This window comes from Elioraea tepida, from assembly GCF_019203965.1.
GTDB lineage: Bacteria > Pseudomonadota > Alphaproteobacteria > Acetobacterales > Acetobacteraceae > Elioraea_A > Elioraea_A tepida.
Genome location: NZ_CP076448.1, coordinates 988,597 through 1,014,233, shown reverse-complemented (window position 1 = coordinate 1,014,233; position 25,637 = coordinate 988,597). Strand labels below are relative to the sequence as shown.

General features: G+C 72.4%; 20 protein-coding genes and 2 other RNA genes. 4 read left to right on the top strand and 18 right to left on the bottom strand.

Annotation, left to right across the window (positions count from 1 at the left end; genetic code table 11):
• Nucleotides 1-7: 7 nt before the first annotated feature.
• From KO353_RS04900 to KO353_RS04845, 12 genes are all read right to left on the bottom strand, one after another.
• Complete coding sequence (locus tag KO353_RS04900) at nucleotides 8-1,129, bottom strand: FtsW/RodA/SpoVE family cell cycle protein (RefSeq protein ID WP_218286609.1); 1,122 nt, start codon at nucleotides 1,127-1,129, stop codon at nucleotides 8-10.
• Nucleotides 1,126-2,544 carry a UDP-N-acetylmuramoyl-L-alanine--D-glutamate ligase gene (gene murD / locus KO353_RS04895; RefSeq protein WP_407928211.1) on the bottom strand — a complete coding sequence of 473 codons (1,419 nt, stop codon included), beginning with the start codon at nucleotides 2,542-2,544 and terminating at the stop codon, nucleotides 1,126-1,128. The genes KO353_RS04900 and murD overlap by 4 nt, the downstream gene beginning before the upstream one ends.
• Nucleotides 2,541-3,632: a phospho-N-acetylmuramoyl-pentapeptide-transferase gene (mraY, locus tag KO353_RS04890; protein ID WP_218286608.1), complete on the bottom strand. Its 1,092-nt coding sequence runs from the start codon at nucleotides 3,630-3,632 to the stop codon at nucleotides 2,541-2,543. The genes murD and mraY overlap by 4 nt, the downstream gene beginning before the upstream one ends.
• On the bottom strand, nucleotides 3,632-5,029 hold the full coding sequence (murF, locus tag KO353_RS04885; RefSeq protein WP_218286607.1) for a UDP-N-acetylmuramoyl-tripeptide--D-alanyl-D-alanine ligase: 1,398 nt from the start codon (nucleotides 5,027-5,029) through the stop codon (nucleotides 3,632-3,634). The genes mraY and murF overlap by 1 nt, the downstream gene beginning before the upstream one ends.
• Nucleotides 5,026-6,489 carry a UDP-N-acetylmuramoyl-L-alanyl-D-glutamate--2,6-diaminopimelate ligase gene (locus KO353_RS04880; RefSeq protein ID WP_218287267.1) on the bottom strand — a complete coding sequence of 488 codons (1,464 nt, stop codon included), beginning with the start codon at nucleotides 6,487-6,489 and terminating at the stop codon, nucleotides 5,026-5,028. The genes murF and KO353_RS04880 overlap by 4 nt, the downstream gene beginning before the upstream one ends.
• Before the next feature lie 4 nt (nucleotides 6,490-6,493).
• Nucleotides 6,494-8,341: a peptidoglycan D,D-transpeptidase FtsI family protein gene (locus tag KO353_RS04875; RefSeq protein WP_218286606.1), complete on the bottom strand. Its 1,848-nt coding sequence runs from the start codon at nucleotides 8,339-8,341 to the stop codon at nucleotides 6,494-6,496.
• Nucleotides 8,342-8,348: 7 nt separating this feature from the next.
• Nucleotides 8,349-9,041 carry a cell division protein FtsL gene (gene ftsL / locus KO353_RS04870; protein ID WP_218286605.1) on the bottom strand — a complete coding sequence of 231 codons (693 nt, stop codon included), beginning with the start codon at nucleotides 9,039-9,041 and terminating at the stop codon, nucleotides 8,349-8,351.
• Nucleotides 9,041-10,003, bottom strand: coding sequence for a 16S rRNA (cytosine(1402)-N(4))-methyltransferase RsmH (rsmH, locus tag KO353_RS04865; protein ID WP_407928210.1), 963 nt, complete (start codon nucleotides 10,001-10,003; stop codon nucleotides 9,041-9,043). The genes ftsL and rsmH overlap by 1 nt, the downstream gene beginning before the upstream one ends.
• Entirely contained in the window at nucleotides 10,000-10,464 is a 465-nt protein-coding gene (gene mraZ, locus KO353_RS04860; RefSeq protein ID WP_218286604.1) for a division/cell wall cluster transcriptional repressor MraZ, read from the bottom strand. Before mraZ ends, rsmH begins: the two co-directional genes overlap by 4 nt.
• Nucleotides 10,465-10,782: 318 nt before the next feature.
• Nucleotides 10,783-11,229, bottom strand: an RNA gene (rnpB, locus tag KO353_RS04855) — RNase P RNA component class A.
• Between the two features lie 35 nt (nucleotides 11,230-11,264).
• Nucleotides 11,265-12,041, bottom strand: coding sequence for a peptidoglycan recognition protein family protein (locus KO353_RS04850; protein ID WP_235692029.1), 777 nt, complete (start codon nucleotides 12,039-12,041; stop codon nucleotides 11,265-11,267).
• Nucleotides 12,042-12,049: 8 nt separating this feature from the next.
• Entirely contained in the window at nucleotides 12,050-12,844 is a 795-nt protein-coding gene (locus tag KO353_RS04845; RefSeq protein WP_218286603.1) for a TerB family tellurite resistance protein, read from the bottom strand.
• 145 nt (nucleotides 12,845-12,989) lie between these two features.
• On the opposite strand from KO353_RS04845, the gene KO353_RS04840 reads away from it, so the two are divergent.
• Together KO353_RS04840 and KO353_RS04835 are read left to right on the top strand one after the other, a co-directional pair.
• Nucleotides 12,990-16,619, top strand: a complete 3,630-nt coding sequence (locus KO353_RS04840; protein WP_218286602.1) for a hydantoinase B/oxoprolinase family protein — start codon at nucleotides 12,990-12,992, stop codon at nucleotides 16,617-16,619.
• 66 nt (nucleotides 16,620-16,685) lie between these two features.
• Nucleotides 16,686-19,598 carry an AsmA family protein gene (locus tag KO353_RS04835; protein ID WP_218286601.1) on the top strand — a complete coding sequence of 971 codons (2,913 nt, stop codon included), beginning with the start codon at nucleotides 16,686-16,688 and terminating at the stop codon, nucleotides 19,596-19,598.
• Between the two features lie 5 nt (nucleotides 19,599-19,603).
• Here KO353_RS04835 and KO353_RS04830 read toward each other — a convergent pair whose 3' ends face one another.
• The 6 genes from KO353_RS04830 to ssrA all read right to left on the bottom strand — a co-directional run bounded on the left by KO353_RS04830 (nucleotide 19,604) and on the right by ssrA (nucleotide 23,653).
• Nucleotides 19,604-19,822 carry a ribbon-helix-helix domain-containing protein gene (locus KO353_RS04830; RefSeq protein WP_218286600.1) on the bottom strand — a complete coding sequence of 73 codons (219 nt, stop codon included), beginning with the start codon at nucleotides 19,820-19,822 and terminating at the stop codon, nucleotides 19,604-19,606.
• A gap of 171 nt (nucleotides 19,823-19,993) precedes the next feature.
• On the bottom strand, nucleotides 19,994-20,392 hold the full coding sequence (locus KO353_RS04825) for a VOC family protein (protein ID WP_218286599.1): 399 nt from the start codon (nucleotides 20,390-20,392) through the stop codon (nucleotides 19,994-19,996).
• Between the two features lie 5 nt (nucleotides 20,393-20,397).
• The gene (locus KO353_RS04820) at nucleotides 20,398-20,805 is read right to left on the bottom strand and encodes a RidA family protein (RefSeq protein ID WP_268906211.1); all 408 of its coding nucleotides are present in this window, start codon (nucleotides 20,803-20,805) and stop codon (nucleotides 20,398-20,400) included.
• Nucleotides 20,806-20,958: 153 nt separating this feature from the next.
• Nucleotides 20,959-22,614: a fumarate hydratase gene (locus KO353_RS04815; protein ID WP_235692028.1), complete on the bottom strand. Its 1,656-nt coding sequence runs from the start codon at nucleotides 22,612-22,614 to the stop codon at nucleotides 20,959-20,961.
• Nucleotides 22,615-22,717: 103 nt separating this feature from the next.
• A complete protein-coding gene (locus KO353_RS04810) occupies nucleotides 22,718-23,230 on the bottom strand; it encodes an SspB family protein (protein ID WP_218286598.1) in 513 nt (170 codons plus the stop codon).
• A gap of 100 nt (nucleotides 23,231-23,330) precedes the next feature.
• Nucleotides 23,331-23,653, bottom strand: a transfer-messenger RNA (tmRNA) gene (gene ssrA, locus KO353_RS04805).
• A gap of 69 nt (nucleotides 23,654-23,722) precedes the next feature.
• Here ssrA and thyX point away from each other — a divergent pair.
• Together thyX and KO353_RS04795 are read left to right on the top strand one after the other, a co-directional pair.
• The gene (gene thyX / locus KO353_RS04800) at nucleotides 23,723-24,661 is read left to right on the top strand and encodes an FAD-dependent thymidylate synthase (RefSeq protein WP_218286597.1); all 939 of its coding nucleotides are present in this window, start codon (nucleotides 23,723-23,725) and stop codon (nucleotides 24,659-24,661) included.
• 4 nt (nucleotides 24,662-24,665) lie between these two features.
• The gene (locus KO353_RS04795) at nucleotides 24,666-25,577 is read left to right on the top strand and encodes a ribokinase (protein WP_235692027.1); all 912 of its coding nucleotides are present in this window, start codon (nucleotides 24,666-24,668) and stop codon (nucleotides 25,575-25,577) included.
• Nucleotides 25,578-25,637: the final 60 nt, after the last annotated feature.

The window sequence follows — 25,637 nt, the reverse complement described above, 5'->3', positions numbered from 1 at the left end:
GCCCCCCTCATCCCGCCTCTCCGTGGTTTCGGCGTCGCGTCAGCGCGAGCAGCATTCCCATCCCGAGCGCGACCGCGAACACCGACGACCCGCCATAGCTGACGAAGGGAAGCGTCATGCCCTTGGTGGGGATCAGGTGCAGAGACGAGGCCATGTTGATGAAGGCCTGAAGGCCGAACTGGGTGAGCAGCCCGGTCGCGGCGATGATCACGAACGCATCCATCTCGGCGAGCAGGCGCAAGAAGCCGCGGATCACCACGACGGCGAACAGGGCGAGGATGGCGAGGCAGACGAGCATGCCGAACTCCTCGCCCGCGACGGCGAAGACGAAATCCGCATGCGCGTCGGGCAGGATGCCCTTCACCCGGCCCTCACCCGGCCCGCGGCCCGTCAGCCCGCCATTGGCGAAGGCCGCAAGCGCCGTCGCCACCTGGTAGGTGTCGCCAGAGGACGGGTCGAGGAAGCGGTGCACCCGGCTTTGCACGTGCGGGAAGAAGCTATAGGCGGCGACCGCCACGCCGACCATAAGGGCCGCAAGCACGCCGACCCAGAACAGCCGAAGGCCCGCGACAAACCACTGCGCGAGGAACACGCCGAGCACGACGGCGGCCATGCCGATGTCGGGCTGAAGCTTCAGCACCGCGAGAACGAGCGCGAGCAGAAGGCACGCCCCGGCGGCACCGAGCCAGCGCCCCGCACGCTGGCCCTCAGCGAACAGCCAGGCGGTCAGCACGGCGAAGCAGGGCTTGAGGAACTCCGAGGGCTGGAGCGACAGCCCAGGGAACGCGAGCCAGCGCCGCGCCCCTTTGATCTCGGCGCCGACGACGAGGGTGGCGGCGGTGAGCGCGAAGGAGGCGGCGAAGCCCGCGAGTGCGAGCCGGCGCACCCCGCGCGGCCCGAGCAGGCTCACCCCGAGCATCAGCGCCGACGCCGCCGGCAGGAACAGGAGCTGGCGCCGCACGAAGGCGTAAGGGTCGAGGCCGATCCGCACCGCGACGGCCGGCGAGGCGGCGACCGTCATCAGCATGCCGACGGCGATCAGAAGCAGAAGCGCGGTGAGGGTCAGGCGATCGACCGTCCACCACCAGCGGCCGAGCATCGACCCGTCGGCAGGCGCGAGCGCGGTCATCGCCCCACCTCCACGGCAAGCGCGCGCGCAAGCGCGGCGAAGGCCGCGCCGCGCGCCTCGTAGTCGCGGAACTGGTCGAAGCTCGCGCAGGCCGGAGAAAGGAGCACGACCGAGGGCGCCTCGGCGCGGGCCGCGGCGAAGGCCTCGGCCACCGCCCGATCGAGCGTTCCCGAGATGGTGTGGGGAACGCCCGCGGCAGCGAGTGTGGTGGCGAAGGCTTCCGCCGCCTCGCCGATCAGGAAGGCCTGGGCGATCGCGGGGAAGTGGGGCGCGAGCGAGGCGATTCCCCCCTCCTTCGCCCGACCGCCCGCGATCCAGAACACACGCGGGTAGCAGCCGAGAGCGCGGGCGGCGGCATCGGTATTGGTGGCCTTGCTGTCGTTGACGAAGCGCACACCCGCGACCTCGGCGACCAGCTCCTGCCGGTGCGGCAGCCCGGGGAAGGAGGCGATGCCGTCGGCGATCTCGTTTGCGCCGACACCGAGCGAGACGGCGAGCGCGGCGGCGGCGGCGGCGTTCTGGGCGTTGTGCGTGCCGGGAAGCGTCAGCGTGCCGATCAGGCTCGCAAGCCGAACGGGCGAAGGTCCGCGGTCATCGACCACCCGGCCATGCGCGACATACACCCCGCCCCGAACCACCCCGCGGCCGGAGATCCGCACAAGACGCGCAGGGCCTCGGGCGAGCGCCTCCGCCATCGCCGCGGCATAGCGGTCGTCGACGCCGACCACGGCCGTGCAGGACTCGTCCTGCCGGTCGAAGATGTGCCGCTTGGCGGCGGCGTAGCCGGCCATGTCGCCATGCCGGTCGAGGTGGTCGGGGCTGAGGTTCAGCATCGCCGCCGCATCGAACCGGACGGTCGCGAGTCGCTCCAACATGTAAGACGACATCTCGAGGCAATACACCCCATCCGACCCCAACATCTTGAGGGAGAGAGCGGGCGGCCCGAGATTGGCCCCAGCCTCGACGGGAAGCCCGGCGCGGCGGAGGATGTGCGCGAGAAGAGCCGTCGTCGTGCTCTTGCCGTTCGTTCCGGTGATGCCGAGGAAGCGCGCCCGCGAGCCCGTCGCCCGCACCGCCCGATAGAGGAGCTCGACGTCAGCGAGGATGGGCACGCCTTCAGCCCGAGCCTTCGCCGCCACAGGGTGCGGTTCGGGCAGAAGGTGCGGGATGCCCGGGGAGAGGACGAGCGCATCGAGGCCGGCGAGCGGGCGCGCGGCGAGATCGGCGAGCGTGACGCCTGCGTCGCGCGCGGCGTCGCGGGCGGCCGCGCTGTCGTCCCAGGCCGTCACCTCCGCACTCCAGGCGGCGAGCCGCCGCGCCGCGGCGAGGCCGGCGCGGCCGAGCCCCATCACGGCGAAGCGCCGGCCGGCGAAGACGGGCGGGTCGGGCACGGCGCTCATCGGATCGACGCTCATCGGATCTTCAGAGTCGAGAGGCCGATCAGCGCCAGAACCATGGCGATGATCCAGAACCGGATGACGATCGTGCTCTCCGCCCAGCCCTTCTTCTCGAAATGGTGGTGCAGCGGCGCCATCCGGAACACCCGCTTGCCGGTGAGTTTGAAGGAGACCACCTGCACGATCACCGAGACCGTTTCGAGAACGAACAGCCCGCCGACGATCGCAAGCACGATCTCGTGTTTGGTCGCGACCGCGATCGCACCCAGCGCGCCGCCGAGGGCGAGCGAGCCCGTATCGCCCATGAACACCATCGCCGGCGGGGCGTTGAACCACAGGAACCCCATGCCCGCCCCGATCAGCGCCGAGCAGACGACGGCGAGCTCGCCCGCGCCGGGAACGAAGTTGATCTGGAGGTAGTTCGCGAACACGGCGTTGCCGGCGAGATAGGCGATCAGCGCGAAGCACCCGGCGGCGATCATCACAGGAACGATCGCAAGCCCGTCGAGCCCATCCGTCAGGTTCACGGCGTTAGAGGCGCCCATCATCACGAAGGCGGCGAAGAGCGGGAAGAACAGCCCGAGCGGAATCAGGACGTCCTTGAACACCGGCACGGCGAGGGCGGTCGCAAGCGGCGGCCTCGTCGCGAGCATGATGATGGCGGCAGCGCCCAGGCCCACGCCTGCCTGGACGGCGAGCTTGACCCAGCCCCGCACGCCGCGTGTGTTGCGCTTCGTCACCTTCAGGAAATCGTCGGCGAAGCCGAGCAGGCCATAGCCCCCGGTGACGAGCAGAACGGCCCAGACGAAGGCGTTGCGCAGATCGGCCCACAGCAGGGTCGAGAAGGTGAGCGCGAGCAGAATCAGCACGCCCCCCATCGTGGGCGTGCCGCGCTTGCCGAGGAGATGGGCCTCGGTCATGTAGGCCTCGCGCATCGGCTGGCCTTCCGCCTGCAGCGCACGGAGGCGGCGGATCATCGCCGGGCCGGTGGCGAAGGCGATCAGAAGCGCCGTCATGCAGGCCGCGCCGGAGCGGAAGGTGAGGTAGCGGAACAGGTTGAACAGGATGAACTCGTCGGCGAGCGGGGCGAGGGCGAGGAACAGCATCAGCGCATCCCCCCGCCCGCCTCGCCCGCAAGCGCGGCGACGATCAGCCCCATCCGGCTGCCGAGCGATCCCTTCACCAGCACGACATCGCCCGGCCGAATCGCCTCGGCAACCAGCGGCGCGAGCGCTGCGCTGTCGGGCGCATGCACGGCGGCGATCTCGGTGGGCAGAGCCTCGTGCAGGGCGCGCATCAGCGCCCCGCAGGTGAACACGGCATCGACGCCCGCCTCGACCAGAGGCCCCGCGAGCGCGCGGTGCTCCGCCTCCGCACGGTCGCCGAGCTCGAGCATGTCGCCGAGCACGGCGATCCGTCGCGCCGCCGGAACGGCGGCGAGCACGGCAAGTGCTGCGCGAACGGAGGGCGGCGAGGCGTTGTAGCTGTCATCGAGAAGTGTGGCCTCGCCGCCCGGGAGCGTGATCGTGCGGCGACGGCCGCGGCCGCCCGCCGGCGCGATCGACGCGAGCACCGGAAGCACCGCGTCCGCATCCGCCCCTGCAGCCGTGACGGCAGCGAGAACGCAACAGGCATTCAGCGCCGCATGCCGCCCGGGCGAGGCGAGGGTGGCCTCGAGCGCACGTCCGAACAGGCCGATCCGAACCCGCGCCTTCCAGCCCTCGGGCTCCCACGCGAGGAGCCGCACATCGGCGTGCGGGTCCGCGCCGAAGGTGAGCACGCGGCCGATGCCGCGCGCCCGCGCTCCCGCCTCGAGGCGGGGGAAATGGCGGTTGTCGCGATTGAGAACCACCGCTCCGCCCGGCTCGAGGCCGTCCATGATCGAGGCCTTCTCCTCGGCGATCGCCTCCTCGTTCTGGAAGAACGCGATGTGCACCGGCTCGACGGTGGTGATCACCGCGACATGCAGGCGCGCAAGGCGCGCAAGCGGCGAGATCTCGCCCGGATGATTCATGCCGATCTCCACCACCGCGAAGCGCGCCTCGGGCGGCAGGCGGGCGAGGGTGAGCGGCACGCCGAGATGGTTGTTGTAGGAGGCTGGGGAGGCATGGGTCGCGCCTTGCGGCGCGAGCGCGGCGGCGAGCGCCTCCTTGGTGCTCGTTTTGCCCACCGAGCCGGTGATGCCGATCACGGTCGCGGCGGAGCGCGCGCGCCCGTGGCGGCCGAGGCCGCGCAGGCCCTCGAGCGTGTCGGGGACGGTGAGAAGCGGGGCGTCGGCGGCAACAGCGGGCGGAGGGTCGGAGACCAAAGCCGCGGCGGCGCCTTTGGCGAACGCATCGGCGACGAAGGCGTGGCCGTCGCGCCTGGCCTTGAGCGCGACGAAGAGGTCGCCGCCTGCGAGGCTTCGGCTGTCGATCGACACGCCCGAGGCGGCGAAGTCGCGGCTCGCCCTGCCGCCCGTCGCCGCTTCCGCCTCGGCCGAGGTCCAGAGGGGGGCCTTCATGCGCGCCTCGCCGCCGCCGCACGGGCCACGGCGGCATCGTCGAAGGGAATGATCCGGCCCGCGATCTCCTGCCCCTGCTCGTGGCCCTTGCCCGCGATCACGAGCACGTCGCCGGGGCCGAGCAAGCCGATCGCGGCGGCGATCGCCTCTGCCCGATCGCCGATCTCGAGCGGCTCGGCGCCGGCTGCGCGCGCCCCGGCAAGCACGGCCGCCCGGATCAGCGCCGGCTCCTCGCTTCGCGGGTTGTCGTCGGTCACGATCACGACCTCGGCGCCGCGTGCCGCCGCCTCTCCCATCAGCGGGCGCTTGCCGGCGTCGCGGTCTCCCCCTGCGCCGAGCACGATCGCAAGACGCCCAGCGACATGGGGGCGAAGTGCTGCGAGCACGGTTGCGATTGCATCTGGCGTGTGGGCGTAGTCGACATAGACGGCGGCACCATTGCCGAGCACGGCGACGCGCTCGATCCGCCCGCGCACGCCGGCAAGGCGCGGCAGGAGAGCGAACACCGCCTCCGGCTCCGCCCCGGTCGCGATCGCGAGCATCGCGGCGACGAGAGCGTTCTGCCCCTGGAAGCCGATCAGAGGCAGCCCAAGACGCAGCCGCCGCCCCGCATGGGTGAGGGTAAGGGTCTGCCCCTCCGCGCTCGGCTCGGTGCGTTCGACGGCGATCGACTCGCCTCCCGGCCCGACGGTGAGAAGGCGAAGCCTGCGCGACGCGGCGATCGCGTGAAGGCGCGCGCGCGCCTCATTGGGAAGAGCGGTGTGGGCGACCGCGGGAGCACCCTCGGGGAGGATGTCGAACAGCCTGAGCTTCGCCGCGAGATAGGCCTCCATCGTGCCGTGGTAGTCGAGATGGTCGCGGCTGAAGGTGGTGAAGGCGGCCGCCGCGAGGCGAACGCCGTCGAGCCGGCGCTGGTCGAGGCCGTGCGAGGAGGCCTCGATCGCTGCGTGGTCGATCCCCTCGCGCGCGAGCCTGGCGAGGGTGGCGGCGAGCGCGACCGGGTCGGGCGTCGTGAGGCTCGGGCCCGCTGCATGCCCCGGCGCGACGAGGCCGAGCGTGCCGAGCGAGGCGGCGCGGCCCTGGTGCAGCCCGGCCCAGATCTGGCGCAGGAAATCGGCCGTCGAGGTCTTGCCGTTCGTTCCGGTGATGGCGGCGATCGTCTTCGGCTGAGCGCCGTAAAAGGCGGCCGCCATCAGGGCGAGGCAGCGGCGCGGGTCGGCGTCGGTGAGAAGCGGCCGCGTCGGCACGCTCTCAGGCCACATGGTGCCCTCGGGGGCGAGCACGGCCGCCGCCCCGTTCGCCACGGCCTCGGCGATGAAGGCGCGGCCGTCGGCGCGTGTCCCGGGCAGGGCGGCGAACAGGAAGCCCGGGCGGACCGCGCGGCTGTCCGCCGCGAGGCCGGCGATGGCGACGCCGGCCTCCGCCTCGCCGGAACCAGAGATGAGGCCCGCCGCGCGCATCAGGTCAATGAGACGCGGCACGGGGTTCGGCCCTTGACGCAGGGGCGGCGGCGGTGCGCTGCACCGGCGGGGCGGCCTGGCGCTGCGGGCGCGGCGGCTGCAGCGGCATCGCAAGCGCGCTGCGCACGGCCTCCGTCTCGGCGATCGGCGCGAGCCCAAGCAGCGGCCCGATCCGGCCGATCACCTCCTGTGCCGCTGGGGCGGCCACCCAGCCGCCTGTGGCGTAGCCTGCGGTGTCACGCCGCGGCTTCGGCTCGTCGACCATCACGTAGACGACGTAGCGCGGCTCATGGCTCGGGAAGATGCCGGTGAAGGAGGAGATCCGCGCATTCTGGAGGTAGCCGCCGCGGGGGCCGACCTTCTGCGCGGTGCCGGTCTTGCCGCCGACGAGATAGCCGGGCACGTCCGCGCCCTTGCCGGTGCCGTCGGTCACGGCAAGGCGCATCAGACGCCTGAGCGTGTCGGAGGTCTCGGGGCGGATCACGCGCGTGCCGCGCGCCTCCGTCCCCGGCTCGCGGGCGAGCAGGGTCGGGCGATGCAGCACGCCGCCATTGACCATCGCCGCGGTCGCGGTCGCGACCGCAAGCGGGCTGACCGAGATCCCGTGGCCGTAGCTGATGGTGAGCGTGTTGAGCTCGCGCCAGGCGTTGCCGCGCGGGTAGAGGGGGGCAGCGACCTCCGGCAGCTCGATCCCGGGCCGGGCGGTGAGCCCGAGCCGCTCGAGAAAGGCCTTGTGCCGAGCCACACCGACCTCGAGCGCCATCCGGGCAGTGCCGATGTTCGAGGAGTAGGTGAAGATCTCGGGCACGGTGAGCCACCGGTTCTTGCCCTTGAAGTCGCTGATCGTAAAGCGGCCGTAGGTGATTGGGCGGGAGGCGTCGTAGCCGCTCCAAATCCGCGCGGTGCCGAGCTCGAGCGCCATGGCGGTGGTGAACAGCTTGAAGGTGCTTCCCGGCTCGTAGACGCCGACGGTGATCCGGTTGAAGCGCTGGTCGTTGGTCGCCGTCCCGACCTCCGCCGGGAGGTAGTCGGGCAAGCTGACCATGCCGAGCACCTCGCCCGTGCGCACGTCCATCACCACTGCCGCGCCGCCGATCGCGTCGAACCGCTCGATCGCGCGCGCGAGCGCCTCGCGCAGAACATGCTGCACCCTGACGTCGATCGACAGCCTGAGCGGCTCGCCCGGCTCCTCGCGCAGGCGCTGCTCGAAGAACCGCTCCACGCCGGCGATGCCATGGCCGTCGATATCGGTGCCGCCGAGGACGTGCACGGCGGCCCTCCCTTGGGGATAGACGCGACGCTCGGCGCGCTCGAAATGGAGGCCCGGGATGCCGAGGCCGTTCACCGCCTCCTGCTCGCGCGGCGCAAGGTGGCGGCGGATGTAAACGAAGGAGCGGTCGGCGGAGAGGCGCTCGGTGAGGGCCGCGACATCGAGCCCCGGCAGGACGCGGGCAAGCGCGCTCGCCGCCTCGGCCGCGTCGGGGATCTGGCGCGGATTGGCGTAGAGGGCGACGGTGGGCAGCGAGACAGCGAGCAGCACGCCGTTGCGGTCGACGATCGAGGCGCGTCCGACCGGCGGCTCGGGAGCGAGCGCGGCGAGAGGTGCCGCGGCGACGCGCGGCGTGGCCCGGCTGAACACGGTCGCATCCGCAAGCCGTGCGGCCACGGCGAGATAGAGCACGCCGAACAGTCCGGCGCCGATCATCAGCCTCACGCGCGCGCGCTCGAGCAGAAGCCGCCGCCTGCCGTCGGCGGTGATCCGCCCCGACGGCCGCGCCCCCAGTGCGAGAGGGGCGCGGCCGGGCTGGTCAGGGCCGATGCTGACGGGAGCGGGTGGGACGGAGCGGATCATCGCCGCCTCAGTTCGCGTCCGCGCCGCGCCGGATCGGCACCGGCGGTGGCAGGGCCGGGGCGGGAGCGCCGAGCGCCGAGTGGGAGGCCCGCGGTGGTGGCGCTGTCGGAGGGGCGGCCACAGGGATCACGGGAGTAGGCGGACGCGCGGCCGGGGGAGGGGAGGTGCCGGGCAGGAGGGGGCGTGGCGCTCCCGCCTCGAGGTCGCGCCGCGGGGCTGGTGCCGCCTCGCGCGGCCGCGGCAGCGGTTCCTCGCGCGGCGGCGCAAGCCGCGACGGCGGCTGCGTGCCCGGCTGCGCCTCGCGCCGTGCCTCGGCAGGCCGCGGCGCCGGGACGGGCGTGGCGGCGGGGGCGGCAGCCTGCGCCGCGCGCCCGCTGCCGGGGGAGGCGGCGACCTCGGCTTCCCCGGAGCGCGGCAGGGCAGCCGGGAGGGACGCGATGACGGCCTGGTCGACGAACTGGGCTGGCCGCATCGGTTCGAGCTCGAGATGGCGGCTTGCGAGAGCGCGCAGCCGCTCGGGCTCGTTGAGAAGCGACCATTCCGCCTCGAGCACGTGGATGCGCTCCCGGGTGGTGGCGATCGCGCGGTTGAGCTCGACGAGGCGACGCTCGAGCCCCTGCACCTCGTGCTTGACGTTGTAGAGGACGAGACCGACGGCGATCGCGACGGCAAACCACAGGAGCGTGGCGGGGCGGAGCATCAGGCCGCCTCCGGAAGCCGTTCGGCGGCACGCAGCCGGGCCGAGCGCGCGCGCGGGTTGGTCGCCACCTCGGCGGCGGAGGGGCGGAGCGGCTTCGGCGTGAGCAGGCGGAGCGCAGGCGGCGCTGGGGCGGAGGCGAGGGCGGCCGGGTCGTGCCGCGAGGGTCGCGCCGCGCGGCCCGACGCCTCGGCGAGGTGCCGCTTCACCAGCCTGTCCTCGAGCGAATGGAACGAGACGGCGACGATGCGGCCTGAGGGCGCGAGCAGGGAGATTGCCGCCGCAAGCCCGCGCTCGAGTTCGCCGAGCTCGTCGTTCACAGCGATCCGCAGGGCCTGGAAGCTGCGCGTCGCAGGGTCGATCCCGTCTGCCGAAGGGGGCAGCGCGTCGCGCACCACGACGGCGAGCCGGGCCGTGGTGTCGATCGGGGCTTCGGCGCGGGCGCGGACGATCGCGCGGGCGACGCGTCGGGCATAGCGCTCCTCGCCGAACTCGAGAAGCAGCGCAGCGAGCGCGCGCTCGGAGAGGGTGTTGACGAGCTCGGCCGCGGTCGGCCCCGCCCGGCCCATGCGCATATCAAGCGGGCCGTCATTGCGGAAGGAAAAGCCGCGGCGCGGATCGTCGAGCTGGAAGGAGGAGACGCCGAGGTCGAACACCACCCCATCGAGAGCGGCCACCCCGCGTTCGGCGAGCAGCGCCACCATGTCGCCGAAGCGTCCCTCGATCAGGCAGAGCCGGCCGGGGAAGCGCGCCGCGAGTGCAGCGCCGCGGGCGATCGCGTCGGGGTCGCGGTCGAGGGCGAACACCCGGCACGCCGCCGCCTCGAGGATGGCACGTGTGTAGCCGCCGCCGCCGAAGGTGGCATCGAGATAGGTTCGGCCGTCCCGCGGCGCGAGCAGCCCGAGCACCTCGGCGAGCATCACCGGGGTGTGGCCGGCCTCGGCCATCACGCCTCGGCCCGTCATGCCGGCCCCGCGCTGCGGCGGCGCGGAACGGTGAGCCTCCGCTCGAGGGTGCGTCGCTCGGCCTCAGCGAGGCGCGCCTCGGCCGCCTCCGGCGCCCAGAGCTGGAACGAGGCGCCGGCGCCCATGAACGTGACCTGGTCGGTCAGCTTGGCATGCGCGATCAGGCGCTCGGGCAGCGTGATCCTGCCTTCCGCATCCGGCATCGCTGAGGTCGAGCGCGCGAACAGCGTGGTGGTGAGGTCGTCGTGCTCGTCGGAGAACACGTCGAGCGTTTCAAGCTGCGCGGCGAGCTGGCGGAACAGCGTGTCGGGCCGGGCGTCGATGCAGGGGTATTTGTGGTTCGGCGAGAGGATGAGATCGGTCGCGCCGAGGCGTTCGAGCACGGCCCGGAACGGCGCCGGCACCGACACGCGGCCCTTGCGGTCAAGCCGGTTCGTATAGGTGTCGTAGAACTGGGTCATCCAGGCTCCGACACTGCCTCCGCATCCGGTGTCGACGGGGGTGCCCCGCGCGGCGGCCGCGAGGCCCCACCCTGCGCTGCCGTGACGGGAGCCGCGCCCTCTTCCGGTGGCGCTTCATGGCGCCTCCCGTCCATGGTCAAACATGGGATAACACGGGACAGTATGGGATACAAATGGAAACAGCCCGTCATCCGTCGGATCCGCGCGCGTCGAGGGACCTTCTCCGGTCGCCGAGGGACAAGCCCGGGGGCGGCGCAAGTATTCACGGTTTGTTCTTCACGGTCGTTGCCCGCGCGGCGCGTCCCGGTGCGCGCAAGCGGGGTCAGGCGGCCTGTAAGCCGGGTTCTGTCCGGGGCCGTTCGGCCCCTGGACGGCCATTCCTCTAGGACGCCCGTCTCCGGGCGCCTCGCGCGACCAACCCGGGCGGAGAGCGCGGGAACGCGCCTGCCGCCTGGCCCTGTCGGACCAGCGGCCGTCCGCCCCTATTCGGTCTTGCTCCCGGTGGGGTTTGCCGTGCCGCGGCCGTTGCCGGCGCGCGCGGTGCGCTCTTGCCGCACCGTTTCACCCTTGCCTTCGGTCCGCCCCGGGAGCCCGGTGCGGAGCGCAGGCGGTCTCTTTTCTGTGGCACTTTCCCTGGGGTCGCCCCCGCCGGGCGTTACCCGGCACCGTGTTCCCGTGGAGCCCGGACTTTCCTCACCCCGCCTCCTTTCGGAGCCTGCCGCCCCTCGCGGGGCGGGTGCGGAGCGCGGCCGCCCGGCCGCCTGACCCGCACGCGTCATGCTCCCGGATGATCGCCCCGGTCAAGCGCCGCGTGCTTCCGCCTGCCTGGTCTGCGCCGAGCGCACGCGCCCTTCGGCGAGGCCGGCCACACGGCCGATGCGCCAGCGGGTCTCGCCATCCGCCACGCCGTCGGTGCGGTGCTGCGCCCAGTGCCTCTGGAACGCCGTGACGGCGAGGGCGAGGGAGCGGTCGAACGCGCCCTCCGCGGCGACGCGGTAGCCGATCCGCCCGAGCGTGCGGCGAAGCGACGCCACGCCCGGACCCTCGTCGCCGACCGCGAGCGTCGGCAGCGCCCGCGCCTCCTCCGGCGCCTCGCCCGGCCAGAGCCCGATGCCGGCAGCGGCGAGCGCGGCCCAAGGAAAGCGCTCGCCCGGGTCCTGTTTCCGTTCCGGCGCGATGTCGCTGTGCGCGACGACATTCCGGGGCGGGATCGGGTGCCGCCTGAGGATGTCGCGGCAGAGCGCGATCACGGTGGCGGTCTGAGCAGGGGGGAAGTCGCGATAGCCCCACTCGTGGCCAGGGTTGACGATCTCGATCCCGATCGACCGGTCGTTCAGAGACGCATGCCCGCGCCAGAAGGAGAGGCCGGCGTGCCAGGCGCGGCGGGCTTCCGGCACGAGCGCGAAGACGCGCCCGTCCTCCTCCACGAGATAGTGGCTCGAGACCTTGGCCTCGGGGTCGCGGAGCCGGGCGAGCGCCGCCTCGCCGCTCTGCATCCCCGTGTAGTGGAGCACCAGCGTGTCGATCGGCGCCCCGTCGGGGCGCGCGTCGTGGTTTGGGCTCGGCGCGTCGATCACGCTGACGGTCAGAGCCCACGCTCCCGTTTGATCCGGTTCCACGCCGCGTTGAACTCGGAGACGCGTCGCGTTGCCGCCTCGATGAAGTGCGGCGGCACGCCGCGTGCGGCGAGCGTGTCGGGGTGGTTCTCCCGCATCAGCCGGCGCCAGGTGGCGCGGATCTCCTCAGTCGAGGCGTTGCGGGAGACGCCGAGCACAGCGTAGGGGTCGGGCCCGGCGGGCTCGACGCGCCCCGCAGCGCCTGCGCGCGCCTGCTCCCACGCCCGCTCGGACAGGCCGAAGCGCGCGCGCACCGCGGCGAGGAACCGCTCCTCGGCCGGGTTGAGCGGCCCGTCCGCGCGCGCGACCGCGAACAGGGCGGCGAGCACCTCCTCGAGCACGGCGCGGTTGTCGGCGAATGCCTCGGCGAGCTTCTCGGCGAAGGGCTCGAACCCGTCTGCGCTCTCCCGCGCCCCGTCCCAAAGACGCGCGATGTCCTTGGCGTTCTCAGGCGCGAAGCGAAACAGGCGCTTGAACGCGTCGATCTCAGATCGCTTCACCGGCCCGTCGACCTTGGCGAGCTTGGCCGCAAGAACGACGACGGCAATCGAGAACACGGTGTCGCGGCTGCCGAGCATCGCCGCGATCTCGGTCATCCGGAGCGGGTCGGGCCGGCCGAGCAAGTCGGCCGGGCGCATCCCGGAGAGCCCCTGACCCCCCCGCGTGTCGGCCGCGTGCCCGAGCGCGGCGCCGAGCAACGCCCCCACGGGCCCGCCCATCGCGAAGCCCGCCATCCCGCCGAGGATCTTGCCCCAGACGCTCATCCCCGTCCGCTCACCGCACCCATGGAATGGTGCCGAACCCCTTGTCCGTGAAGGCCCCGTGCGCCTTGCCGCCGGAGCGGCACGAGGCTACCACGGCGGCTTCGTGGCGGATATCTCGCCGCGCTCACGAGGAGATGATGGTCGCATGCGCGCGGCGGCGGAGACGGCAGGCTGGCAGTTCTGGATCGACCGCGGCGGCACCTTCACCGACATCGTCGCCCGCGCCCCTGACGGCACGCTCTCGACCCACAAGCTGCTGTCGGAGAACCCCGGGCGCTACCGCGACGCGGCGGTCGCCGGGATCCGGGCCGTTCTCGGGCTCGACGCCGACGCCCCGATCCCGCCGGGGCTGATCGCCGCCGTCAGGATGGGTACGACGGTCGCGACCAACGCCCTGCTCGAACGCAAGGGCGAGCGGACGCTTCTCGTCGTCAACCGGGGCTTCGCCGACACGCTCCGGATCGGCTGGCAGACGCGTCCGCGCCTGTTCGACCTCGCGATCACCCTCCCCTCGATGCTGTACGAGCGCGTGGTCGAGATCCCGGGCCGGCTGATGGTGGACGGCTCCGAGCGCGAGCCGCTCGACCTCGAGGCCACGCGCGCCCTGCTCGCGGAGGCGCATGCCGACGGCCTGCGCGCTGTCGCGATCGTGCTGATGCATGCCTGGAAGAACCCGGCGCATGAGCAGGCGGTCGCGGCGGTCGCGCGCGAGGTCGGCTTCGCCCAGGTGAGCGCGAGCCACGCGGTGAGCCCGCTCATCAAATGGGTCGGCCGCGGCGACACGACGGTTGCTGATGCCTATCTCTCGCCGATCCTCCGACGCTACGTCGCCCAGGTGGAGGCGGAGCTCGGCGACGCGCCGCTCTACTTCATGCAGTCGAACGGCGGGCTCGCGAAGGCGGGCGCGTTCCAGGGCAAGGATGCGATCCTCTCCGGCCCCGCGGGCGGGATCGTCGGGGCCGTGCGGACCGCCGCCATGGCCGGCTTCGACCGGATCATCAGCTTCGACATGGGCGGCACCTCGACCGATGTCGCCCTCTACGACGGCGCCTTCGAGCGCAGCTTCGAAACGCTGGTCGCGGGTGTGCGGATCCGCGCGCCGATGCTCGCGATCAACACGGTCGCTGCGGGCGGCGGCTCGATCCTGCACTTCGACGGCGCGCGCTACCGCGTCGGGCCCGACAGCGCCGGTGCCAACCCAGGGCCGGCCTGCTATCGCCGCGGCGGGCCGCTGACCGTGACGGATGCGAATGTCTGTGTGGGCAAGATCCAGCCCGCGCACTTCCCCGCGATCTTCGGCCCCGGCGGAGACCTGCCGCTCGATGCCGCGATCGTGCGCGAGTGCTTCACCGCTCTCGCCGCCCGGATCGCGCGCGACACCGCGACCCCGCTGCGCGACCCGCGCGAGGTGGCGGAAGGGTTCCTCCGCATCGCGGTCGCCAACATGGCGAATGCGATCAAGCAGGTCTCGATCGCCCGCGGGCATGACCCCTCGCGATTTGCGCTCCAGTGCTTCGGCGGGGCGGCCGGGCAGCACGCCTGCCTCGTCGCCGACGAACTCGGCATGGAGACGGTGTTCATCCACCCCTTCGCTGGCGTGCTCTCGGCCTATGGCATGGGGCTCGCCGACCAGGCGGCGCTGCGCGAGGCGGCGGTGGAGCGTCCGCTCGAGCCGGCGGAGATGGGCCCCGTCGCCGCCGTGCTCGACCGGCTCGCGGCCGAAGCGGCGGAGGCGCTCGCAGCCCAGGGCGCCGACCGCGGCCGGATCCGGATCACCCGCACCCTCCACCTGCGCTACGAGGGCACCGACACGACGCTGCCGGTGCCGTTCGGCGATCTCGAAGCCACGCTCGCGGCCTTCACCGAGGCGCATCGCGCCCGCTTCGGCTTCGCCACACCCGAACGCCGGGTGATCGTCGAGGCGGCTGCGGTCGAGGCCATCTGTCCCGGCGAGACGGTGCACGAGGAGCGCCTCCCGGCACGCGGCGAGGAGCCGCTCGCCCCGATCGACCGCGTCGAGATGTTCACCGCCGGTCGCGCCTGGGACACCCCGGTGTTCGACCGCGCCTCCCTGCTCGCCGGCGACACGATCTCGGGCCCGGCCCTGATCCGCGAGGCGACGGCGACGACGGTGGTCGAGCCCGGCTGGCGTGCCGAGGTGACGGCGTCGAACCACCTCGTGCTGCGACGCGCGAGCCCCCGGCCGGGGCGCGACGCGATCGGCACCGGGGAGCAGGGCGAGGGCGCAGACCCGGTGATGCTCGAACTCTTCAACAACCTGTTCATATCGATCGCGGAACAGGCCGGTCTCGTCCTGCAGAACACCGCCCAGAGCGTGAACATCAAGGAGCGGCTCGACTTCTCCTGCGCCGTCTTCGACGCCGAAGGAAACCTCGTCGCCAACGCCCCGCACATCCCGGTCCATCTCGGCGCGATGGGCGAGAGCGTGCGCACGGTGCTCGCCGCCCGCCGCTTCACGCTCAAGCCCGGCGACGTGGTGGCGCTCAACAACCCCTACAATGGCGGCACGCACCTGCCCGACATCACGGTGATCACGCCCGTGTTCGACGAGGCGGGGCGGGAGCTTCTCTTCTTCGTCGGCTCGCGCGGCCATCATGCCGATGTCGGGGGCGTTACCCCAGGCTCGATGCCGCCCTTGTCGCGCACCCTCGAGGAGGAGGGCGTGCTGATCGACAACTTCCTGCTCGTCGACGGCGGCCGCTTCCGCGAGGCGGAGTTCCGCGCCCTGCTCGCGCAGGCGCGCTACCCCGCGCGCAATCCGGACATGAACGTCGCCGACATCAAGGCCCAGGTTGCGGCGAACGAGAAGGGCGTGCGCGAACTGAGGCGCATCGTCGCCGAGTTCGGGCTCGAGACGGTGCGTCGCTACATGCGGCATGTGCGGGACAACGCCGAGGAGAGCGTGCGTCGGGTGATCAACCGCCTGCGTGATGGCGCCTTCGACTACCAGATGGATGACGGCAGCCTGCTTCGCGTCGCGGTGCGCGTCGATCACGACTCGCGAAGCGCGGTGATCGACTTCACCGGAACGGGCCCGCAGCGACCCGACAATTTCAACGCCCCACCGGCGGTCACGCGCGCCGCCGTGCTCTACTGCTTCCGCTGCCTCGTCGGCGCCGACATCCCGCTGAACGACGGCTGCCTCAGGCCGATCACCATCATCGTGCCGGAGGGCTCCTTTCTCGCACCAAGGCCTCCGGCGGCGGTCGTCGCCGGCAATGTCGAGGTCAGCCAGGCGGTGACGAACGCCTTGTTCGGCGCGCTCGGCGCGATCGCCTGCAGCCAGGCGACGATGAACAACTTCACCTTCGGCGACGGCACGTTCCAGTACTACGAGACGATCTGCGGCGGCACAGGCGCCGGCCCGGGCTTCGACGGCACCTCCGCCGTGCAGACGCACATGACCAACACGCGGATGACCGACCCGGAGATCCTCGAGCTCCGCTACCCCGTTCTGCTCGAGGAGTTCTCGATCCGCCGCGGCTCGGGCGGGGCAGGGCGCTGGCGCGGCGGCGACGGAGCGGTGCGTCGGATACGGTTCCTCGCGCCGATGACGGCGGTGATCCTCGCAAGCCGGCGCACCGTCCCGCCCTTCGGACTCGCCGGCGGGGCGGACGGAGCGCCGGGGCGGCAGCGTGTCGAGCGCGCCGACGGCACCGTCGTCGAGCTCTCCGGCACCGACCGGGTCGAGCTCCTCCCCGGCGACGTGGTGGTGATCGAGACTCCCGGCGGCGGCGGCTACGGCTCTCCGTGAGCACGCACAGGTGCCGAGGGGGCCTCGGCGCTTGTGAACCCACCCGCGCTCTGGCAAGTCGCTCGCGTGGCTGCCCTTCTCCGCCTCCTTGCGTGGTTCGCCGCGTTCCTCGCCGCGCTTGCGGTGCTCGCGGCCTGGCTCGTGCCGCCGCGGCTCGACTGGTCGGCCTATCGCGCTGAGCTCGAGCGGATCGCCTCCGCCGAGCTCGGGCGGGAGTTCCGGATCGACGGCCCCTTCGCGCTGGCGCTTCTGCCCGAACCGCGCCTCGTCGCGCGGGGTGTCGCCATCGGCGAGGCGGGCGACACTGTCACCGGAACGGCCGAGGAGCTTCGCCTCACCCTCGCTCTCGGCCGGCTCTTGATCGGCGAGGTGGCGGTAAGCGAGCTGACCCTCGTCGCCCCGCGCCTCGCCATCCGCGATGTGCCGATCCCGCTCTGGGCGGCGTCGTCCCGCCCCCCGCCGTTTCTCGCCGGCACGCGCGTCTCGCTCGAGCGGGGCGAGATCACCGTCGGCACGGTCCGTCTCGCCCATGTGTCGGGGCGGCTTTCGGCGCAGGGGCCATTCGGCCCCTACACGCTCGTGGGGCGGTACTCTCTCGGGTCGATGCCGGTCGAGGCGCAGCTGACGCTCGGCCGGGCGGGGCTTGACGGGGCGGCGACGCTGGAGGCGGCGTTCTTCGGCCGCGGCGCGCGCGTCGCCGTCGCCGGCGTGGTGCTGCACGGCGGGTTCGTCTTCTCCGGGAAGGTGGAGGCGGAAGGGGCCGATCTCTCGCAGCTTCTGCCCGCTCCGGCTCTACCCTTCCGCGCCGAGGCGCGTCTCGCCGTCGAAGGCGGGGCGGGCAGCGCCGACCAGCTCACGCTCCAGCTCGGCCCCTCGCGACTCTCAGGCGCGGCAAGCTTCGCCACCCGGCCCGAGCCGAGGGTGGACATCGCTCTTGCCGGCGTGCGCTTCCCGCTCGACCCGTGGGTGGCTCCCGCGAGCGGCGCGCTTGCCGCCACACCCTTCCCGATCGGGCTCGATCTCTCGCTCGAGGCGGCGGAGATCGGCGGCGGCACGCTGCGCTCGCTCCGCGCCGCATTGCTCATCGCCGACGGGCAGGTCGCGGTGAACGAGGCGGCGGCGGTGCTGCCGGGCGGGGCAGGGGTGGCGCTCGCCGGCGCCGTCATCGCCGCGGAACGCGGCCCGCGCTTCGAGGGGCTCGTCGAGCTCGAGGCGCCTGACCTGCGCGGCCTGCTCGCCTGGCTCTCGCTCGATCGGGTGTGGGCCGGGGTGGAAGGGTTCCGCTCGCTCTCCCTCTCCTCGCGGCTCTCCGCCGAGCCGGGCCTGCTCCAGATCGAGCAGGCCACGGCCCGTCTCGACGGCGTGCCGATCTCGGGGGGCGTGGTGATCCGCCCTCCCGCCGCGGCCGGGAGTGTCGCCGAGATCGGCGCGGGCTTGCGCGTCGCGCGTCTCGAGCTCGACCGGGTTCTGGGTGGGAAGGGTCTCGGCGAGGCGCTCGCGGCACTGCCGCCGATCGACGCGAATCTTCGCCTCGAGGCGGACGAGGTCTCTGCCTTTGGGGTGGTGGCGCGCGAGGTGACGCTCGATGCCACGCTCGCGCGCGGGCAGGTGGCGGTGCGGCGCCTCGCCGCCGGTGACCTCGCGGGCGGGGTGCTGACGCTCTCCGGCTCGGGCGAGGCCGGGGCGCGCAGCCGGATCTCCGATTTCGAGCTCGACTTCTCCGGGACCGATGCGTCGCGGCTCGCGTCGCTCGTTCCGGCCTCCAACCTCATCGCCGCCGCCGCGCCGGTCTGGCAGGGGGGGTTCACCATCCGTGCCGCGGCGCGCGCCGCCGGCGAGCAGGTCGCGATCACCGGCTTTGCCGAACTGCTCGACGCGCGGCTCGAGGTGGCCGGCCTCGCCGACACTGATTTCGGGCGCGTGACCGGTCGGGTGGCGCTGCGCCATCCCGGGGCGCCGCGGCTTCTCGCCGCTCTCGGGATCGCCGGCACCGAGGCGTGGCTCGGCCAGGGGTCGCTTGCGATCGTGGCCGAGGGAACGGCCGCGCAACGGACGGTCACGGTCGGGCGTGCCGAGGTGGTCGCGGGGGATCTGCGTGCGGGGCTTTCCGGCGAGCTCGGCCTCGAGCCGGGCGGCGGGCGGTTCCGGCTTGCCGTGGAGGCGGAGCGGCTTCCGCTTCCACCCCCCGTGTGGGAGGGGAGGCGGCCGATCGATCTCGCGCCGCTCGCCGGCTGGAGCGGAACCTTTGCGATCCGTGCGGCCGAGATGCCGGTCGGCACGACGGCGGGGCTCGCCGCCGTCGCGGCGGAGGGCGAGCTCGCCGGTGGAACGCTGAGGCTCGCTTCGCTGACCGGCAGGCTGCGCGGCGGAACGATCGCGGGCTCCGCAAGCCTTTCCGCCGCCGGGGAGCTCGCCGTCGATGTCGTGCTCGCCGATGTGGTGATCGACCGGCCTCAGCTCGAGCTTCCGTTCGACCTCGCCGGCGGCAGCGTCAGCCTCGCCGCGAGCCTCTCCGGCCAGGGGCAATCGCCCGCCGGCTGGTTCGCCTCGCTCCGCGGCGATCTGCGGATCACCGTCGCCGATGGCGTGCTCGTCGGCTTCGACCTCGCTGCTGCGGCCGAGGCGTTGGCCGCACCCTTGCCGGAGGCGGAGGCGCTCGCGCGCATCCGCCGCGCCCTCGCGGGCGGTGCCACTGCGATCGAGCAGGCGACGCTCGTGCTGCGCGCCGAGGCCGGCATCGCGGCGATCACCGGGCTGACCTTCCGGTCCCCGTACGGTCACGGCTCCGGAACGGGCGAGATCGACCTCCGCGCCGGGGCGATCGGGCTCGCGCTTGCCATCACCCCGGTCGGGGGAGGAGAGACGCTGCCCGAGATCGGGCTCAGGGCGTCTGGGCCGGTCGCCGCGCCGCGGCGCGTGGTCGAGACCGCCGCCGTCGCACGCCACCTCGCCGAGCGCGCCCGCGCGCGCAGGCCCTGAGCCTCTCAACCGCCCCGGGCGGCGAGCACATGCAGCCTGAGCGCGCGGGCGAGCGGCACAGAGGGGTCGGGGCGTTCCGCGTCGATCGTGCGGATGAGCGCGGCGAGACTGATCCCCTCGCGCGCCGCCTCCTCCTCGAGCGCACGCCAGAACGCCGGCTCGAGCGCGACCGAAGTCCGGTGCCCGGCGAGGCTGAGCGAGCGTTTCTCGAGATGTCCGGCCATGTCGGAGAGCGGGTCAGGCGCGGCCGGCTGCCGGCCGCCGGCCCGCGGGCATGGCCGCAGCGGCCGTCCCGCGCCGCACTGTCTCCGCCCGCGCCGCACCGGCCGCCTCGGCCCGCATCGCGTCGCGTTGCGGTTCCGGCTGAAGCTGGTCGGGCGGCGGGCGCAGCACCGTCAGAACTGGTAGGTGGCGAGCTCGATCAGGTTGCCGTCGGGGTCGCGGCAATAGACCGAGGTGATCGGACCGAGCGCCCCGTGCTTCGTCACCGGCCCCTCTTCGATCGTCACGCCGCAGCCGTGCAGATGGGCGACGATGTCGGCGGCCGGCACGGTGACGATGAAGCAGAGGTCCTGCGTGCCGGGGGCGGCCGCCGCGCCGCTGAACCAGCTCGCCTGGGTTTCCTCCTTGGGGCGGAGATTGATCTTCTGCCCCCCGAAACGAAGCGCGGTGCGCTTCTTGAGCCCGAAGGCCTCGCGCTCCATCCCGAGAACGCGCTGGTACCAGCTCGCCATCACCTCAATGTCCTGGCAGGTGATGACGAGGTGATCGAGCCGGTCGACCGCGAAGCGCATCGACTTTAGGCTCCTTTCGGCAGCTTCGCCGTCACCTCGATCTCGATCCGCATCGCCGGCGTGGCGAGGCCGGCATGGATCAGCGTCGAGGTCGGCCGGGCGCGGCCAAGATGGCGCTTGAACACGGGCCAGCAGGGCGGCCAGTCGGCCGGGTTCGGGACGATCGTGAGCACGCGCACCACATCGTCGAGGCTCGCCCCGGCCTCGGCCAGAGCGCGGGCGATGTTGGCGAAGCACTGCTCAGCCTGGGCCACCACATCGTCGGCGATCGTCATGGTGGTGTAATCATAGCCTGTGGTGCCGGAGACCCAGACGTAGTCGCCGTCCACCACGGCGCGAGAATAGCCCACCTCCTCCTCGAACCGGGAGCCTGAGGAGATCCACTTGCGCATCGCCGCCTTCCTCTTCGTCACGCAGCCGAGCTGTTCGGCGCCGGGTTCGAGCGGCCGTCGCCGACACGCGCCTCGGCGCCGCGCTCGGCCCAAGCCTCCCGTGGCGCCCGCCGTGAGCCGGGGATGGCGCAACGCGGCGGAGCCGGCAGCGGCATCAGCGGCGGGGCTGCGCCCTCACTCGAGCCCGTCATAGAAGTCGTTGCCCTTGTCGTCGATGACGATGAAGGCCGGGAAGTCCTTCACCTCGATCCGCCACACCGCCTCCATGCCGAGCTCGGGGAACTCGAGCACCTCCACCTTGGTGATGCAGTCCTTGGCGAGCCGCGCCGCCGGGCCGCCGACCGAGCCGAGATAGAAGCCGCCGTACCGGGCGCAGCTTTCGCGCACGGCACGCGAGCGGTTGCCCTTCGCGAGCATCACGAGCGACCCGCCCGCCTTCTGGAACTCGGGCACGTAGCTGTCCATCCGCCCCGCCGTGGTCGGGCCGAAGGAGCCGGTGACGTAGCCCGCCGGCGTCTTGGCGGGGCCGGCGTAATAGACGGGGTGATCCTTCATGTAGTCGGGCAGCGGCAGGCCGCGGTCGAGCCGCTCCTTCAGCCGCGCATGGGCGATGTCGCGCGCGACCACCATCGGGCCCGAGAGCATCACCCGCGTCTTGACGGGGAGCTTCGACAGCGCGGCGCGGATCTCGCTCATCGGCCGGGTGAGGTCGACGTGCACGCACTCGCCGCCGAGCTCGGCATCCGTCGTCTCGGGAAGGTATTTCGCCGGGTCGGTCTCGAGCTGTTCGAGGAACACGCCCTCCGGCGTGATCTTGGCGAGGATCTGCCGGTCGGCCGCGCAGGAGACGCCGATGCCGACGGGAAGAGAGGCGCCGTGGCGGGGCAGGCGGATGACGCGGACGTCATGGCAGAAATACTTGCCGCCGAACTGCGCGCCGATGCCGAGGCGGCGGCTGATCTCGAGCACCTTCATCTCCGCCTCGAGATCGCGGAAGGCGTGGCCGGCGATCGAGCCCTGTGTGGGCAGGGCGTCGAGATACCGCGTCGAGGCGAGCTTGACGGTCTTCAGCGTCGCCTCGGCCGAGGTGCCGCCGATCACGATCGCGAGGTGGTAGGGCGGGCAGGCGGAGGTGCCGAGAGTCTTCAGCTTCGCCTCGAGGAACTCGTAGAGCCGCGCCTCGTTGAGCAGCGCCCGCGTCTCCTGGAACAGGAAGGTCTTGTTCGCGCTTCCCCCGCCCTTGGCCACGAACAGGAAGTGGAATTCCTCGGCATGCTCCTCGCCTGGTGCGGCCATGATGTCGAACTGGACGGGGAGGTTGTTGGCCGTGTTCACCTCCTCGAACATCGACAGCGGCGCCATCTGGCTGTAGCGGAGGTTCGTCTCGGTGAAGGTGCGCCACACCCCGCGCGAGAGCGCCTCCTCCTCGTTGCCTTCGACCCAGACGCGCTGCCCCTTCTTGCCGAACACGAGCGCGGTGCCGGTGTCCTGGCACATCGGCAGCACGCCGCCCGCGGCGATGTTGGCGTTCTTCAACAGTTCGAGCGCGACATAGCGATCGTTCGCCGAGGCCTCCGGGTCGTCGAGGATGGCGCGGAGCTGGGCGAGGTGCTGGGGGCGGAGCAGGTGCGAGACGTCGCGGAACGCCTGGAAGGCGAGTTCGGTGAGTGTCTCGGGCGCGATGGTGAGAACGCGGCGGCCCGCAGCCTCGATCGTCGCGACCCCGTCGAGGGCAAGCTTCCGCCACGGTGTCGCGGTCTCTCCAAGCGGGAACATCGGGCTGTAGAGGAAGGCGCCGGTTGCAGCGGCGCGCGCGGCGGGCGCGTTCATGCGCGGCTCCCTGTGTCAATTCCTGGCTCGCTCCGCTTATCGCATGGCCGGCCGTTCCCGGCCAGAAGCGGGCGGCCAACATCCCGCCCGCCCCGCGCGCCGCCTAGCCCTTGCCGGGCGGGCGCTTGCGGAAGGCGTCCAGGCTGACCACCTGCGGCCCCGTCTCCGCCGCGGCTGCGGGCGCCATGGGCGCGGCCTCCGCCTGCCGCGGCGCGGGCAGGCTCACCTTCGGGGCCGGGTCGGGCGTCTCGAAACGCAGGCCGAAGCGGACGGAGGGGTCGGCGAACTGGGTGACCGCCGACCAGGGGATGGAAAGGCGTGCCGGAACGCCGCCGAAATAGAGTGTGACCGAAAACTCGGCCTCCGTCGCCTCAAGATCGTCGAACTGGTGCTGCAGGACGATCGTCATCTCGCGCGGATACTGCGCGCGCAGACGCTCGGGCAGGACGACGCCGGGGCAGTCCGTCCGGAAGGTGATGTAGAAATGGTGATCCCCGGGCAGCCCCTCTGCGGCAACGCGGGCGAGCGCGAATCGCATAACGCCGCGCAGGCTCTCCTGGATCCAGCTCTCGTAGGGAAGAAGGCTATCCTTCAGCCCGGGTTCATCCTGCGCCATCCCGTGCCCGACCTCTCCAAGCACCCCTGTCCGCAAGGGAAACCCTACGTCGCGCGGCACCGCCCTGTCACGCCTCGGCAATGTCACCGACATGGGGAGGAGTGGGGGGCTTCTGTTGCCCGGTGCCCCCCGAACCGCGCTTACCCGATCAGATCAGGCAGCGAGCGCCATACGGCTGTTGTCGTTGGCACTTGTGGATTGGCCCGATGACGGCGGAACCGTGCCGGGCGAAAGGTACCTCTTTACCACGCGCGTCGAGCCTGTTTCGCCCCCTTAAGGCCCCCGCCGCAGGGGGAGATGATGGTGGAGGCGCCGGGCACTGCCCCCGGGTCCGCTACGCTTATTCCAGGCACCGTTTATCGCCATAGCCGGGTTGCCCCGGCAGCCCGGATTATAGGAAACGGGCGGGCCCGGCGGAAGGGGCGACGGACGCACGGGCGAGGCTCGGGCGCCGAGGCGGGGGAACCGACAGACGAGAAGGGAGGGCAGCGTATGGAGCTGACGGACGCGCAAGGGGCAGAGATCGGCGCAGCGCGCGCGGCCGAGGCGCGCACCCTGCGCCCGACGGTTCCTGCTCTCGAAGCGCTGCTCTACACGCCGCTTCCGGTGCTCGACCACGGTTTCCTTCGTGTGGTCGACTACATGGGCGATGACGCTGCGATTGTGCAGGCCGCGCGCGTCTCCTACGGCCGCGGCACGAAGCGGGTGCAGGACGATGCGGGGCTGATCCGCTACCTGATGCGCCATCGGCACTCGACCCCCTTCGAGATGGCCGAGATCAAGTGGCATGTGAAGCTGCCGATCTTCGTCGCGCGGCAGTGGATCCGCCACCGAACCGCCAACGTCAACGAGATCTCGGCACGCTACTCGGTGCTCGACCGCGAGTTCTACATCCCCGCGCGCGAGGCGCTCGCCGCCCAGAGCGCCGACAACCGCCAGGGCCGCGGCGCGCTGCTCGACGGGGAGGAGGCCGAAGAGGTGCTGCGTCTTCTGCGCGAGGACGCCGCCCGCTGCCACGACCACTACCTCTGGATGCTCAACGAGGGCGAGGATGGAGCCCGCGCCGACCCCTCACGGCGTGGGCTCGCGCGCGAGCTCGCGCGCATGAACCTCACGCTCAACACCTACACCCAGTGGTATTGGAAGACGGACCTCCACAACCTTCTGCACTTCCTGTCGCTTCGCGCCGATCCGCACGCCCAGTACGAGATCCGCGCCTATGCCGAGGTGATGCTTGAGGTCGTCAAGGCCTGGGTGCCGATCACCGCCCAGGCCTTCCTCGACTACCGGCTCGGAGCGGTGACCTTCTCGGCGCAGATGCTCGCGGCGCTCAAGCGCATGCTCGCCGGCGAGACGGTGACGGCCGAGAGCGCAGGGATGAGCCGGCGCGAGTGGCGCGAGTTCATGGCCGCTCTCGGGCGCGAGGCCTGAGGCGGTGATCCTCGTCTTCGGCTCGGTCAATCTCGACCTGATCGTGCCGGTGCCGAGCCTTCCCGCGCCTGGCGAGACGGTGCTCGGCGAGGGCTTGCGCAGCGAGCCGGGCGGCAAGGGGGCGAACCAGGCGGTCGCCGCCGCGCGCGACGGGGCGCGGGTTCGCTTCGCGGGCGCTGTGGGGGACGACTCCTTCGCCGCATCCGCCCTCGTGACGCTCCGCGAGGCCGGCGTCGACCTCTCCCTGCTTGCGACGGTTCCCGCTCCGACAGGGGTGGCGATGATCTGCGTCGATCCCGCCGGGCGCAACCAGATCGCCGTCGCTCCGGGCGCCAATCGTCTCGTAAGGGCGTCGCAGATCGCCGAGGACGATCTCGGCGCGGCGACGACGCTTCTCCTCCAGATGGAGGTCGACGCCGAGGAGACGGCGTTGCTGATCGCCCGCGCTCGTGCCCGCGGCGCGCGGATCGTTCTGAACCTCGCCCCGCCCCTGCCGCTTCCGCGCGAGGCGGTCGCCGCGGTCGATCTCCTCATCGTCAACGAGGGAGAGGCGGCGGCGCTCGCCTTGCGCCTCGGCACCGACGCCGCGCCGGCGGCGCTGCGCCGCGCTCTCGGCGGCCCAGACGTGATCCTGACGCGTGGCGAGAAGGGGGCGGTTGCGGCGACCGCCGCCGGCCTGATCGACCAGCCTGCCTTCGCCGTCGCCGCGTCAGACACCACCGCCGCCGGCGACACCTTCTCAGGCGTGCTCGCCGCCGCGCTCGACCGCGGGCAGGACCTCGCCTTGGCGCTGCGCCGTGCCGCCGCCGCCGCGGCGCTCGCCTGCACCCGGCCGGGCTCGCAGGGGAGCATTCCGGATGCCGCCGCGACCGAGGCTCTGCTCGCCCGCGGCGAGAATACCCCCGGGCTGCCCTGACCGATGCCGCACCACGCACCCGCCGCGCACAGGCTCTTCTCCGCCTGGGCGCTGATGGCA